This is a genomic window from uncultured Stenotrophomonas sp., from assembly GCF_963519925.1.
Taxonomy (GTDB): domain Bacteria; phylum Pseudomonadota; class Gammaproteobacteria; order Xanthomonadales; family Xanthomonadaceae; genus Stenotrophomonas; species Stenotrophomonas maltophilia_AE.
Genome location: NZ_CAUQPH010000095.1, coordinates 1 through 14,826 on the forward strand (window position 1 = coordinate 1; position 14,826 = coordinate 14,826).

The window sequence follows — 14,826 nt, forward strand, 5'->3', positions numbered from 1 at the left end:
GCCCGCGACGGCGACGCCCGTCGTGGTCCGCAGGGCAAGGACCGCCCCGGTGGCGGCGCGCGTCCCGGCCAGGGCCAGGGCGCTGGCCAGGGCAAGCCGCGTTCGCGCGAGGACATCGACCTGGCCAAGGCCTACGCGATCCGCGCGCAGAAGGAAAAGGACGACCGCATCGAAGCGGAGCGCCTGAAGCAGGAAGAAGCGCGCGTGCGCCGCGAGGCCAAGCTGAAGCTGGACGAGCTGCTGAAGGGCAAGGCGCTGAATGACGAAGCCGCCGACATCGCACGGCACTTCCCGTATGGCGGCAAGATCAAGCGCATCTACGTCAACGCGGAACAGCTCAGGGCGCTCAATGCCGGCGAGCTGGGCGTGCTGCAGAGCAATGGCCGTTACCTGCTGGTCACTGCCGCCGTGCTGGACGAGGCCGAGGCGGTTTTCGCGCCGTCGGTGGCGCTGCGGGTGGACCCGAATGCAGCGGCCGAAGATGATCCGTATGCCGATCCTGCGTACCAGGTGCCGGACGACCTGGTCTGGTAAAAAAGCGGGTATCGACCAACGGTCGATACCTACCTGACGGGTTGAATGCGGTAGCGCACGACCGTTGGTCGTGCGGCAAAGGAGTGTGCATGCAGGAAGGCCAATTGCGACAAACCTACGTCCCCCACATCGACGGCCTGCGCGCCGTCGCCGTGCTGTCGGTCATCCTGTATCACCTCAAGGCCAGCTGGTTGCCCGGTGGGTTCACCGGCGTCGACGTGTTTTTCGTGATCTCCGGTTTCGTGGTCAGCGCCTCGGTCGACCGCCTGCCGGCGATGGGCGGCTGGCAGGGCCTGCTGCGTTTCTACGCGCGCCGCATCCGCCGGATCGTGCCGGCGCTGGTGGTGTGTCTGCTGGTCACGGCGCTGTTCAGCGCACTGTTCATTCCCGAATCCTGGCTCAGCGAGACCAGTGACAAGACCGGCCGGCGCGCGTTCTTCGGTCTCAGCAACTGGGTACTGGCCAGCACCGGCAACGACTACTTCTCGCCGCGCACCGAATTCAATCCCTACACCCACACCTGGTCGCTCGGCGTTGAGGAGCAGTTCTACCTGCTGTTCCCGCTGCTGTTCCTGGCGTGGTCGCGCGGTGGCCGTGCACGCCTGCTGTCGGTCACGCTGTTCGCGTTGGCCACGTTCGCCTCGCTCGGCTATGCGCTGCGGCTGGCCGGGCAGGGCGGGCAGGAGATCCAGGCGTTCTACGTGACCACCACCCGCTTCTGGCAGCTCGGCGCCGGTGTGCTGCTGTACCAGGCGATGACCCTGGCCAGGCAGTTCGATGTGGCGCCGCAGCCTGGCCGGATCTCGTGGCGTTCACCGCTGCTGCTGCTGGCCGTGGCGGCCCTGGGCTACGGGCTGTGGGCGGCGCGACCCGGTCACTCGCCGTGGCCGGACGGCCTGTGGCCGGTACTGTCCACGCTGCTGTTGCTGGGCCTGCTGCACGGGCATCGCGGCGGCTGGACCGGCCGCGCGCTGGCCAGTGCGCCGATGGTCTGGATCGGCAAGCTCTCGTACTCGCTGTACCTGTGGCACTGGCCGGTCTTCGTGCTGTTCCGCTGGACGGTGGGGCTGGAGACGCCGCTGGCCGGCGCTTGCGCGGTGCTGCTGGTGTTCGTGCTGGCCTGGCTGTCCTGGCGCTGGGTGGAGCAGCCGCTGCGCCACGGTGCACGCGGGCCGCGCACCCACGGGCGCTGGGTGCTGCTCGGGCTGGCGGTGCTGGTGCTCGGCGCCGGCCTGCAGTCGGTGCTGGTCAAGCAGCAGAAGCACATCTCGTTGAGCACGGTCAGCCGCCATCCGCTGGACTGGTACCCGTATGCAAAGGCCCTGAAAAAGGAAGTCCCGGAGTGCCGCGTGGTCGAATCGAGCATTCCGGTGGTCGGCGGGCAGGCGCGCCTGCTGCAGCGGGGCGACTGCCCGGGCGGCAGCGGGGCGAGCGGGGTGCTGTTCGTGGCCGGCGATTCGCACGCATTGGTCTACAACGAACTGCTGCGCCGGAAGGTGGTGCAGGACGGCGGCCAGGTGCGGCTGTACGGCAGCGGCGGCTGCGCGCTGGTCGGCATGCAGGGCTGGCGCGGTGCGAACCCGGCCTGCGAGGCTTACACGCGCAACGTGATCGAGGATATCCAGGCCACCGCGCGCGCGGGCGACGTGCTGTTCCTGCCGGGCCTGCGCGTGCCGCGCCTGGCCGAGCAGTACCAGCTGTTCGACATCGCGCAGGTCCAGGCCGATCTGGCCAGCCCGGCAGCGGTGCAGGGGCGCGCGGCCGAGGTCGCCGCCGCCATCGCGCAGTTGCGGCCGTTGGCCGAACGCGGCGTGCGGATCGTGCTGGAAGCGCCCAAGCCGGTGCTGCCGGCGCCGCCGTATCGCTGTTCGGACGCGTTCAACCGGCACAATCCGATCTGCGTCAATGGCATGCAGATACCGCGTGCCCGGACCGAAGCCATGCGCGCGCCCGTGCTGGACAGCCTGCGCCAGGTAGCCGCCGCATTGCCGGGCGCGAGCGTGTGGGATCCGTTGCCGACGCTGTGCCCGGGCGAGGTGTGCCAGCCCGATGCCGGCGGCAGGCCGCTGTACTTCGACGGCGACCATCTGAGCGGCTACGGAAACCGCGTCCTGCTGCCGGTATTCCGCGATCATCTGCAGCGTGACGACCAACGGTCGTCACCTACCCACCGGTAGCACACGACCGTTGGTCGTGTGCCCGCGCCGTCACGCACCGATCGGTAGCACACGACCGTTGGTCGTGTGCCCGCGCGGCCACGCACGGATAGGTAGCACACGACCGTTGGTCGTGTGCCCGTGCGACGTTACCGGCGCAGGCGCGCGGTGCGCAGCAGCGGCAGGCTGATCGCGAAGAAACACAGCAGCGCGCCGGCGAACGCGAACCCCGCGCCGGCCAGGAACGCGGTACGACCCTGGTCGATGTTCCACAGCTGGCCGGCGATCAACGCGCCGAGCACGCCGCCGACGCCCGACGAAAACCCGTACAGCAGCCCCTGCCCATGCCCGTTGAGGCGTCCCGGGAAATACGTGGCCAGCATCTGCATCGCCGCGGCGAAGAACGCGGCGAACCCGAGCGCATGTGCGGTCTGCGCGACCAGCATGATGCCCAGGTGCTGCGGAAACAGGGCGGTGACGGTCCAGCGCAGCGTGGAACTGACCAGTGCGATCAGCAGCATCCAACTGGCGTCATAGCGGCGGAAGAAGCGTCCGATGGTGAAGAACACGCCCACTTCGAACACCACGCCGACGGTCCACAGCAGGCCCAGCGTGGAGGTGGCGTAGCCATGATGGTCCATGTAGACCGAGAAAAACGTGTAATAGGGCCCGAACGACAGCTGTTCCATGAACGCGGCCAGGAAGAACGCCAGCACCTGCGGCTTGCGCACGATCTGCCAGAAGCCGCTGGCGTCGCCGCCGCTACGATGGAAGTCGCGCGCGTAGTAATTGGAAAAGGCCGACACCACCAGCAGCGCGAACAGCGGCAGCATCAGCCACGGCAGCAGGTGCGCGTTGCCGGCGCCGCCGTGGCCTTCGATCAGCCAGCCAAAGCCCATCACCACCGCGATGAAGCCCAGCGATCCCCAGACCCGGATCAGCCCGTAGCGATGGCTGTCATTGCCGAGGTGGGTGAGGGTGATCGATTCGAATTGCGGCATCACCGCGTTGTAGAAGAAGCAGAACACCACCATGGCCGGGTACATCCACGGCTGCGGCAGTGGCAGCAGGAAGACGCAGAACGTCACCAGGGTCAACACGCAGCCGATCCGCAGCCAGCGGATCGGGCGCGGTGATGCCGCGGCGATCGAGGTCCACGTGGTCGGCGCGACGATACGGGTGGCGTACCAGATCCCCATCATCACGCTGATCGCGGTCACGCTCATGCCACGCGTGGTCAGGAACAGCGACCAGTACGGGGTGAATGCGCCGAGGGCCGCGTAGTAGAACAGGTAGAAGCTGGAGAGGCGGGCGACCGGGACGGGGTCGCGGGGGTGGGGCGTCATTGCAGTGTGCCGATTGCGGTGGGGGGGCGGTTGGGGACGGGGGGCGCCGTCGCGGCGGGGCAGCCACTTCGGCGCTACCGTCGGCGCTACCGTCGGCGCTATTGACCGCCGGATTTACCCTCACTCCGGATCGTAATCCAGGTTCGAGGCCAGCCAGCGTTCCGCCTGGGCCCGATCCACGCCCTTTCGCTTGGCGTAGTCGCCGACCTGCTCCCGGGTCACCCGGCCGACCACGAAATACTGGCTCTGCGGGTGGCTGAAGTAATAGCCCGATACCGCCGCGGTGGGCAGCATCGCGAAACTTTCGGTCAACTGCATGTCCGCGTTGCGTTCGGCATCGAGCAGCCGGAACAAGGTGGCTTTCTCGCTGTGCTCCGGGCAGGCCGGGTACCCCGGCGCCGGGCGGATGCCGCTGTACCGTTCGGCGATCAACGCCTCGTTGTCCAGCGCTTCGTCCGGCTGGTAACCCCAGTAGTCGGTGCGCACATGCTGGTGCAGGCGCTCGGCCAGGGCTTCGGCCAGGCGGTCGGCCAGCGCCTTGAGCAGGATCGCATTGTAGTCGTCATGGTCGGCTTCGAAGCGCGCCACGTGCGGGTCGATGCCGATCCCGGCGGTGACCGCGAACGCACCGATCCAGTCCTGGCGGCCGCTGTCGGCGGGCGCGATGAAATCGGCCAGGCAGAAGTCGGGGCGCTCCACCGGCTTGTCGACCTGCTGGCGCAGGAAGTGCAGCACGGCCGGCCCGTCGTCGGTGGTCAGGTGCACGTCGTCGCCGACGCTGTTGGCCGGCCACAGCCCGAACACCGCCTTGGCGGTCAGCCAGCGCTCCTCGACGATGCGGCCGAGCATCGCGCGTGCGTCGCGGTACAGCTCGCTGGCCTGGGTGCCCACGATCTCGTCGGTGAGGATGGCCGGGTACTTGCCGGCCAGCTCCCAGGCCTGGAAGAACGGCGTCCAGTCGATGACCTCGACCAGGTCGGCCAGCGGGTAATCGTCCAGCACGTGCAGCCCCGGCCTGCGCGGCGCGGGCGGCTGGTAGTCGGCCCAGCCACCCTCGAAGCGCTGCGCCCGCGCCTTGGCCAACGTGACCAGCCGTTTGGCGTCGCCGCGGTTGCGGTGGCGCTGGCGGATGTCGGCGTAGTCGGCTTCGTTGGCGGCCACGAAGGCGTCGCGCAGCTCGCTGGAAATCAGCGACTGGGCCACGCCCACCGCGCGCGAGGCATCCTTCACCCACACCGTGGGCGCCTTGTAGTGCGGGTCGATCTTCAGCGCGGTGTGCGCGCGCGAGGTGGTCGCGCCACCGATCATCAGCGGCAGGGTGAAGCCCTGGCGTTCCATCTCGCGGGCGACGTGGCTCATTTCTTCCAGCGACGGGGTGATCAGCCCGGACAGGCCGATGATGTCGGCGTTCTCGGCGCGGGCCGCGTCCAGGATCTTCTGCGCGGGTACCATCACCCCCAGGTCGATGACCTCGAAGTTGTTGCAGGCCAGGACCACGCCGACGATGTTCTTGCCGATGTCGTGCACGTCGCCCTTGACCGTGGCCATGATGATCTTGCCGTTGCTCCTGGCGGTATCGCCGCTGCGCGCCTTTTCGGCTTCGATGAAGGGCAGCAGGTAGGCCACCGCTTTCTTCATCACGCGCGCCGACTTCACCACCTGCGGCAGGAACATCTTGCCGGCGCCGAACAGGTCGCCGACCACGTTCATGCCGTCCATCAATGGGCCTTCGATCACGTCCAGGGGCCGGCTCGAGCGGATCCGCGCTTCCTCGGTATCGGCCTCGACCCACGCATCCAGGCCGTGCACCAGCGCATGCGCCAGCCGCGCGTCGATCGGCTTCTCGCGCCAGGCCAGGTCTTCGCCCCTGACCTCGCCCTTTTTACCCTTGTAGCGCTCGGCGATCTCCAGCAGGCGTTCGGTACCGTCGGCGCGACGGTTGAGGATCACGTCCTCCACGCGCTCGCGCAGCTCCGGGTCCAGGTCGTCGTAGATCGGCAGGGCGCCGGCGTTGACGATGCCCATGTCCATGCCGGCGGCGATGGCGTGGTACAGGAACACCGCGTGGATCGCCTGGCGCACGGTTTCGTTGCCGCGGAACGAGAACGACACGTTGGACACGCCACCGGACACGTGGCAGTGCGGCAGGGTGCGCTTGATGATGCGGGTGGCTTCGATGAAGTCCACGGCATAGTTGTCGTGTTCTTCGATGCCGGTGGCCACGGCGAAGATGTTCGGGTCGAAGATGATGTCCTGCGGCGGGAACCCGACCTGGTCGACCAGGATGCGGTAGGCGCGGGTGCAGATCTCCACCTTGCGCGCGCAGGTGTCGGCCTGGCCCTGTTCGTCGAAGGCCATCACCACGGCGGCGGCGCCGTAGCGCAGCACTTTGCGCGCCTGCTCGATGAACTGCGCTTCGCCTTCCTTGAGCGAGATCGAATTGACCACGCTCTTGCCCTGCAGGCACTTCAGCCCGGCTTCGATCACGCTCCACTTGGAGGAGTCGACCATCACCGGAATGCGCGCGATGTCCGGCTCGGACATGATCAGGTTGAGGTAGCGTGTCATCGCCTTTTCGGAATCGATCAGGCCCTCGTCCATGTTGACGTCAAGGATCTGCGCGCCGCTGGCGACCTGTTGGCGCGCGACGTCGACCGCTTCTTCGTAACGTTCTTCCTTGATCAGCTTGCGGAACTGGGCGCTGCCGGTGACGTTGGTGCGCTCGCCGATGTTGACGAACAGCAGGTCCGGCGTGATCACCAGCGGTTCCAGCCCGGACAGGCGGGTGTGGCGGGGGGCGGCGCTCACGCGGCCTGCTCCCGGGCGCCGGGCAGGGCCCGCGGTGGCAGCCCGGCGACCGCCTGGGCGATGGCGCGGATATGGTCGGGGGTGGAGCCGCAGCAGCCACCGACCAGGTTGAGCAGGCCGTCCTCGGCGAAGCCGCGCAGGGTGGCAGCCATTTCGTCCGGGGTTTCGTCGTACTCGCCGAACGCGTTGGGCAGGCCGGCGTTGGGGTGTGCGCTCACGTAACAATCGGCGACCTGGCCCAGGGTTTCCACGTGCGGACGCATCGCATCGGCACCCAGTGCGCAGTTCAGGCCGATCGACAGCGGCCGCGCATGCGCCAGCGATGCATGGAAGGCGTCGGCGGTCTGGCCGGACAGGGTACGACCGGAGGCGTCGGTGATGGTTCCGGAGATCATGACCGGCAGCCGTGCGCCCCGCGCGTCGAATGCCTCCTCGATCGCGAACAGCGCGGCCTTGGCGTTGAGCGTGTCGAAGATGGTCTCGACCATCAGGGTGTCGGCGCCGCCGTCGATCAGGCCATCGATGGCTTCGCGGTAGGTGTCGCGCAGCGCATCGAAGCTGGTGTTGCGGAAGCCGGGGTCGTTCACGTCCGGGCTGATCGAGGCGGTGCGGCTGGTCGGGCCGAGCACGCCGATCACGAAGCGCGGTTTGTCCGGGGTGGTGGCTTCGACCGCGTCGCAGCAGGCGCGGGCCACCGCGGCGCCGGCCTTGTTCAGTTCGTACACCAGGTGTTCCAGGTGGTAATCGGCCTGGCTGACCGAGGTGGCGTTGAAGGTGTTGGTTTCGACCAGGTCGGCGCCGGCCTGCAGGTAGGCGGCGTGGATGTCGGCGATGACCTCGGGCCGGGTCAGCAGCAGCAGGTCGTTGTTGCCCTTCAGGTCATGCCCTTCCGGCGTGCCGTGGTCGCAGCCCGCGCCGTGCTGGTGGTCGAAGCCCTGGGCGAAGCGCTCGCCGCGGTAGTCGGCCTCTTCCAGTCCATGCCGCTGGATCATGGTGCCCATGGCACCGTCGATGATCAGGATGCGCTGGGCCAGCGCCTGTTCCAGGGCGCGGACACGATCGGGGTGCAGCCAGGGCAGGGACATCGGGAGAACCTCAGGGCTTGCTGGCGATCAGCGAAATGACTTCGAAGTGCGGGGGGCGCTTCTCGCGGGTCACGGTTTCCAGGCTGGACACGACCAGCCCGGCCTTTTCGGCGAACCGGCGCAGCTCCTTGTCCGAGAAACCGAGATTGACGTGGCCGTAAGCTTCCACGGCGGCCTTGTGCTCATGGCGGGCCAGGCTGCACAGCAGCAGGCGGCCGCCCGGACGCAGTACGCGCGCACCTTCGGCCACGGCCTGGGCGGGCTTGGCCGCGTAGGTAAGGGCGTGCATCAGCACGACCAGGTCGAAGCTGCGGTCCTTGAACGGCAGGGCATGCATGTCGCCTTCGCGGACCTCGACGTTGGCCAGCCGACGCAGGCGTTCGCTGGCGGCGGCCACCACGCGGGCGCTGGTGTCGATGCACACGTAGCGCTTGGCGTGCGGGGCCACCAGTTCGGCCAGGACGCCGTCGCCGGAGGCGATGTCCAGCACGTCGCCGGTTTCCAGCAGCGGCAGGGCGGTGCGCGCCAGCGCTTCCCAGGTGCGCCCGGGGGAATAGTGGCGTTCCATGTCGCCGGCGACGCTGTCGGCCCAGTTCTGGTCGGCGGCGCGGCTGGCCAGCACGGCGGCCACGCGTTCGGCATCCTGGCGCAGCAGGGGGTCGTCGCTGCCGGTGCTCAGGGCATGCCACAATGCACGCTGCGCCGGGTCCAGCGCGGCGTCGTCGAAGCGGTAGTACGCCGACACGCCGGCACGCCGGTCGCGGACCAGGCCGGCTTCCTTGAGCCGGGCCAGGTGGGTGGACACCCGCGGCTGCGCCAGGGTGGTGATGGCCGACAGCTCGGCCACGGTGAGCTCCTCCTGCTCCAGCAGGGTCAGCAGGCGTACGCGGGTGGCGTCGGCGAACACTTTCAGCCGGACCGACCAGTCCTCGAGATCCATAAATATCTACCTATCGCGATATAGAGATATTTTCGTCCCTTGGCGCCTGCGCGGTCAAGTCAGCCGGGATTGGCCGGCCCCCGGTACAATCGCACCATCCGGTCGCGTACTGCGCGGCCTTTGCAGCCATGTTCCTGGGAGGGTGTTGTGGATTTCAGTTTCACCGAAGAGCAGCTGATGCTGCAGGACGTCGCGCGTCGCATCGCGCAGGAAAAGATCGCACCCAGTGCGGAGCACCATGACCGCACCGGCGAGTTCCCGCTGGAGAACATCCGCCTGCTCGGCGAGAACGGGTTGATGGGCATCGAAGTGCCGGCCGAATACGGTGGCGCGGGCATGGACCCGATCGCCTACGTGCTGGCGATGGTGGAGGTGGCCGCGGGCGACGCGGCGCACTCGACGATCATGTCGGTCAACAATTCGCTGTTCTGCAACGGCATCCTGACCCACGGCAGCGAGGCGCAGAAGCAGAAGTATGTGCGCGCCATCGCCGAGGGCGAGGCCATCGGTGCCTTCGCGCTGACCGAGCCGCAGTCCGGTTCGGACGCCACCGCCATGCGGTGCCGCGCGGTCAGGCAGGCCGATGGCACCTACGTGATCAACGGCAAGAAGAGCTGGATCACCTCGGGCCCGGTGGCCAAATACATCGTGCTGTTCGCGATGACCGACCCGGAGCAGGGCGCCCGCGGGATCACCGCGTTCATGATCGACACCGACAAGGCCGGCTTCCACCGCGGCAAGACCGAGCCGAAGCTGGGGATCCGCGCGTCGGCGACCTGCGAGATCGAGTTCCAGGATTACGTGGCGGCTGCTGAAGACGTGGTGGGCAAGGAAGGCGAGGGCTTCAAGATCGCCATGGGCGTTCTGGACGCGGGCCGCATCGGCATCGCCTCGCAGGCCATCGGCATCGCGCGCGCGGCGTACGAGGCCACCCTCGAGTACGTGAAGGACCGCAAAGCGTTCGGCGCGGCTATCGGCACGTTCCAGATGACCCAGGCCAAGATCGCCGACATGAAGTGCAAGCTGGATGCAGCACTGCTGCTGACCCTGCGCGCGGCATGGGTGAAGGGCCAGGGCAAGCGTTTCAGCAACGAAGCGGCCATCGCCAAGCTGACCGCCTCCGAAGCGGCCATGTGGATCACCCACCAGGCGGTGCAGATCCACGGCGGCATGGGCTATTCCAAGGAAATGCCGCTGGAGCGTTACTTCCGCGATGCCAAGATCACCGAGATCTACGAAGGCACCTCGGAAATCCAGCGCCTGGTCATCGCCCGCAACGAGACCGGCCTGCGCTGATCCGACGCCAAGCAATGCATCGGGGCCCGTCATGGGCCCCGATTGCTTTCTGGCACTTCGTCCTGGCGTAGTGCCGGGCTCTGCCCGGCACCGCGGCTGGGGCTGCGCCGCTCAGCGCGGAACTTCACACTCCAGCGTGCGCCCGTTCCAGCGGCACACGATGCTGACCGGCAGGGTGTGGTCAACTACATCCACCGGCACACCGTAGATGTAAGCTGCATTGAGCCAATTGTTCAGTGTGTTCTCGTCGCTGAAGGTATAAACACCAGCGAAACCAGGGCCTGACTCGCCCGTCGTGGCAGCTCCGTCCGGAATCAGGTTGCCCTCCGAATCCCTGCTTTGCCCACTCTGGTACTTCGCAACATCCACGGCGTCTGCGGAGACCACCAGTCGCGTCACCGAACCGTCCCGCCACGTGATGACGTAGGTGAAGCCGTCGACGCCCGCGATCCTGTCGCCGAGACTCATGACGATGGACGTCATGGTGGTGGCGATCGCGTTCCATGTGGGAAACCGCGTATCAGCCCCGCAGAATGCGGTGCCGATCGCGCTTTCAAGCCCGGAACGGTGACTTGCCGAAATCACGACGTCCGATGCGGTCAGTGACTTGAATGCGTCGGGAAACGTGATGCCGTTGGTATTGGCCGGGTCATCCGGATGTACGGGTACGACGACGTGGCGACCGCGCGCCTGCGGTGTTCCTTTTTGCGGAACATTGCGAGCCGAATCCAGCATGTGAAGCAGTCGATTGAAGGTTGCGCGCACCTCATCGGGAATCGGCACGGGAAGTGCGCGGTAGCGCTTGAGCTCCCTGTCGTACTCCACGTCGAAGGCAAGCAGCTTCCTGCCTGAAACATCCACGACAACGGTAAGCCCTACGCCAGAGGCAAGCGCAGTCTGCTTCGGGTTAGCGCAGTTCTCGCAGTTGACCACGCCGCCTGCACGGGCAGGCGGCGGAGTCAGCGCCGCAAGGATCAACAGCACGGTCAGGCCGAATGCACGGGGTACGGTAAACAATGACATGGACCACTCCTTCGGTTGTTGGAGTAGCCTTGTTACGCCCGAATCCAGTGTCGCGATGCGTACGGCGTAGCACAAGGTGAAACTGAGGGCATACACGTTGATAGATGACGTAAACAGAAGCCTTCGGGGCGCACGCTGCGTCAGGCGTAGCCCCCATGGACGGGTCTACGGCGTCCCCACAAACCACCCCTAAGCGGCCGTCTCAGTCCACGGCTGTTCGCTTGAATCCAGCAGCGGCCGGGCAGAGCCCGGCTCTACGGAAACCATGCAACCTTGATTAAAAAAGGCCCCGGATCGCTCCGGGGCCTTCTGCGTTTCAGGGTGACCACCAACGGTGGTCACCTATCGCCAGATCAACGATCCGGACGGTGCGACGTGTTGGCATCGCCCTGGCGTTCCAGGAACTCCTTGGACGGTTCGTCCAGCTTGTCGCCCAGCATGCGGCGGACCACCACGAAGAACACCGGGATCATCAGCAGGCCGAGGAAGGTGGCGAACACCATGCCGCCGATCACGCCCGTGCCGATGGCGTGACGCGCGTTGGCGCCGGCACCGGTGGAGATCGCCATCGGGATCACGCCCATGATGAACGCGAACGAGGTCATCAGGATCGGGCGGAAGCGCAGGCGCGACGCCTCGATGGTTGCCTCGCGCAGGCTCTTGCCCGCCGCCCGCTGCTCCACCGCGAACTCCACGATCAGGATCGCGTTCTTGGCCGCAAGACCAATGACCGTGATCAGGCCGATCTTGAAGTACAGGTCGTTGGGCAGCCCGCGGGCCAGCGAGAACGCCAGCGCACCGAGCACGCCCAGCGGCACCACCAACAGCACCGCCACCGGGATCGACCAGCTTTCATACAGCGCCGCAAGGCACAGGAACACCACCACGATCGACAGCACCAACAGCAGCGTCGCCGCATTGCCGGCCAGGATTTCCTGGTAGGACATGCCCGACCAGTCGTAGCCGAAGCCCGGCGGCAGGTCGTCCTGCACGATCCGCTCCATCGCCTGCATCGCCTCGCCCGAGCTCTTGCCCGGCGCCTGCGAACCCACGATGTTGATCGCCGAATAGCCGTTGTAGCGGCTGAGCGACGGCGGTGCCGACACCCATTCCGACTTCACCACCGTGCTCAGCGGAATCATCGCCGGCGTACCGTCGCTGTTCTTCTGCAGCGAACTGGGCGTGTAGAAGCTGTTCAGCGACTCCGCCCCGGTCCGGAACGGACCGTCGGCCTGCATCGTGACCCGCTTGATGCGGCCCTCGTAGAAGAAGTCGTTCACGTACACCGGCGCCAGCATCAGCTGGATCGTGCTGTACACGTCCGACACCGACAGGCCCATGGTCTGCGCCTGCACGCGGTCCACGTGCAGCTGCAGCTGCGGTGCGTTTTCCAGCCCGTTCGGACGCACGCCGGTGAGCAGTTCCTTCTCCTCCGCCGCCTTGCCCAGCAGGATGTTGCGCGCCTGCGTCAGCTGTTCGAAGCCGGCACCGCCACGGTCCTGCAGCCACATATCGAAGCCGCCGAACTGGCCCAGGCCCTGCACCGTCGGCAGGTTGACCACGAAGATCTGCGCTTCCTTGATGCCGTAGAACGCGCCGTTCATGTTGCCGATGAACTCGGGCACCGTGATATCGCGGTCCGCCCAGGGCTTGAGCCGGATGAAGCCCATGCCCACGTTTTCGCCGGAACCGACGAAGCTGAAACCGGCCACCTGCAGCATGCCCTCGAAACCATCCTGCTTTTCAAGGATGCCGCGCATCTGGGCGAAGGTCGCGTTGGTCTGCGCCTTGGTCGAGCCCGGCGGGAGCTGCACGATCGCCAGCGCATAGCCCTGGTCTTCTTCCGGCAGGAAGCTGCCCGGCATGCGGGTGAACAGGAAGCCGCACAGCACCGTGAGCACCACGAACAGGATCATCCAGCGCGGCGCGTGCTTCACCGCCGAGGTGATGTGGCCCACGTAGGTGCCGCTGACCTTGTCGTAGTACTTGTTGAAGGTGCGGTACACCACGTTCGGCTTGCCGTGCGTGGGCGTGAGGAAGGTCGCGCACAGCGCCGGGGTGAAGCCCAGCGCCAGGAACGCAGAGAACGCCATCGCGATGGCGATGGTCAGCGCGAACTGCTTGTAGATCTCGCCGGCCGCGCCGCCCTGCAGCGCCGACGGAATGAACACCGCCGCCAGCACCACCGTGATCGCCACCACCGCGCCGGTGATCTGGGTCATGGCCTTCTGGGTCGCGGCCTTCGGCGGCAGCTTCTCCTCGGTCATGATGCGTTCGACGTTCTCGATCACCACGATCGCGTCATCGACCACGATGCCGATCGCCAGCACCATCGCGAACAGGGTCAGCTGGTTGATGGTGAAGCCGATGATGCTCATGCCCAGGAAAGTGCCGAGCAGGGCCACCGGGATCACCAGGGTCGGAATCAGCGTCGCGCGGAAGTTCTGCAGGAAGATCAGCATCACCAGGAAGACCAGCACGATCGCTTCGATCAGGGTCTTGACCACTTCCTCGATCGAGATCTTCACGAAGGTGGTGCTGTCGTACGGCGAGAACCAGCTGACGCCGGCCGGGAAGCTCGGCTGCAGCTCGTCCATCTTGGCGCGCACCGCATCGGCCACGTTCAGTGCGTTGGCACCGGGCAGCAGCTGGATCGCGAAGGCACCGGTCGGCTTGCCGTTGTACTGCGTGTCGAAGCCGTAGTTGTTGGCGCCGAAGGCGATCCGCGCCACGTCCTTGAGCATCACCCGCGAGCCATCCGCGTTTGCCCGCAGGATGATGTTCTCGAACTGCTCCGGCGAGCTGAAGCGGCCTTCGGCCGACACCGTGGCAGTGAAGTAGTGCCCGGCCGGGGACGGGTCCGAACCCAGCGAACCGGCGGCGAACTGCACGTTCTGCGCCTTGATCGCGGCCAGTACCTCGCTCGCCGAGAGCCCGTAGCCCTGCATGCGTTCCGGGTTGAGCCAGATGTTCATGGCGTACTCGGAACCGAACTGCTGGGTGCTGCCGACGCCGGGAATGCGCGAGATCTGGTCGAGCACGCGCGAGCCGACGATGTCGTTGAGCGCATCGCGGGTGATCGACTCGCGGTCGGACTGCAGCGCCACCACCATCAGGAAGCCGGCGTTGGCCTTGGCCACCACCACGCCCTGCTGGGTCACTTCGGTGGGCAGGCGCGGCGTGGCCAGCGACACCTTGTTCTGCACCTGCACCTGCGCGATGTCCGCGTCGGTACCGGTTTCGAAGGTCAGGGTGATCTGTGCCCGACCGTTGGAGGCCGACGAGGAACTGAAGTACAGCAGGTGGTCGATACCGGTCAGCTGCTGCTCGATCACCTGGGTGACCGACTTTTCGGTGGTGTCGGCGCTGGCGCCGGGGTAGGTGGCGCTCACCGTCACCTGGGGCGGTGCGATGCTCGGGTAGGACTCCACGCCCAGACCCAGGATCGAGATCACGCCCGCAAGCGAGATCAGGATCGCGACCACCCAGGCGAATACCGGGTGTTCAATGAAAAATTTAGGCATGACGGACGGTTCCCGTTATTGCTTGGTCGGTTCGGCAGCCGGAGCGCCGTCGGACGGCGTGGCAGCCGGGTCGGCGGGTGCCGCGGCGGCATCGGCCGCGGCAGGTGCCTGGCC

The 14,826-nt window shown here is 66.7% G+C and carries 9 protein-coding genes; 3 read left to right on the forward strand and 6 right to left on the reverse strand.

Annotation, left to right across the window (positions count from 1 at the left end):
• Both RWO33_RS14675 and RWO33_RS14680 read left to right on the forward strand, forming a co-directional pair.
• Positions 1–534, forward strand: a 534-nt coding sequence (locus RWO33_RS14675) for a DUF2058 family protein (RefSeq protein WP_314105803.1), incomplete at its 5' end; no start/stop codon positions are given.
• An 89-nt stretch (positions 535–623) separates the two neighbouring features.
• Entirely contained in the window at positions 624–2,711 is a 2,088-nt protein-coding gene (locus tag RWO33_RS14680; protein ID WP_314105804.1) for an acyltransferase family protein, read from the forward strand.
• A gap of 128 nt (positions 2,712–2,839) precedes the next feature.
• Here RWO33_RS14680 and RWO33_RS14685 read toward each other — a convergent pair whose 3' ends face one another.
• From RWO33_RS14685 to RWO33_RS14700, 4 genes are all read right to left on the reverse strand, one after another.
• The gene (locus RWO33_RS14685; protein WP_314105805.1) at positions 2,840–4,036 is read right to left on the reverse strand and encodes an MFS transporter; all 1,197 of its coding nucleotides are present in this window, start codon (positions 4,034–4,036) and stop codon (positions 2,840–2,842) included.
• A 120-nt stretch (positions 4,037–4,156) separates the two neighbouring features.
• Positions 4,157–6,844: a methionine synthase gene (gene metH, locus RWO33_RS14690; protein WP_314105806.1), complete on the reverse strand. Its 2,688-nt coding sequence runs from the start codon at positions 6,842–6,844 to the stop codon at positions 4,157–4,159.
• On the reverse strand, positions 6,841–7,929 hold the full coding sequence (locus tag RWO33_RS14695; protein WP_314105807.1) for a homocysteine S-methyltransferase family protein: 1,089 nt from the start codon (positions 7,927–7,929) through the stop codon (positions 6,841–6,843). The genes metH and RWO33_RS14695 overlap by 4 nt, the downstream gene beginning before the upstream one ends.
• A 10-nt stretch (positions 7,930–7,939) precedes the next feature.
• Positions 7,940–8,869, reverse strand: a complete 930-nt coding sequence (locus RWO33_RS14700) for a metalloregulator ArsR/SmtB family transcription factor (protein WP_145480306.1) — start codon at positions 8,867–8,869, stop codon at positions 7,940–7,942.
• Between the two features lie 147 nt (positions 8,870–9,016).
• Here RWO33_RS14700 and RWO33_RS14705 point away from each other — a divergent pair, with 147 nt between their 5' ends.
• Positions 9,017–10,165: an acyl-CoA dehydrogenase family protein gene (locus RWO33_RS14705; RefSeq protein ID WP_314105808.1), complete on the forward strand. Its 1,149-nt coding sequence runs from the start codon at positions 9,017–9,019 to the stop codon at positions 10,163–10,165.
• Between the two features lie 111 nt (positions 10,166–10,276).
• Here the strand turns inward: RWO33_RS14705 and RWO33_RS14710 are convergent, their stop codons facing one another.
• The gene (locus tag RWO33_RS14710; RefSeq protein WP_314105809.1) at positions 10,277–11,188 is read right to left on the reverse strand and encodes a hypothetical protein; all 912 of its coding nucleotides are present in this window, start codon (positions 11,186–11,188) and stop codon (positions 10,277–10,279) included.
• A 353-nt stretch (positions 11,189–11,541) separates the two neighbouring features.
• Entirely contained in the window at positions 11,542–14,712 is a 3,171-nt protein-coding gene (locus RWO33_RS14715) for a multidrug efflux RND transporter permease subunit (protein ID WP_314105810.1), read from the reverse strand.
• Between the last annotated feature and the right edge of the window lie 114 nt (positions 14,713–14,826).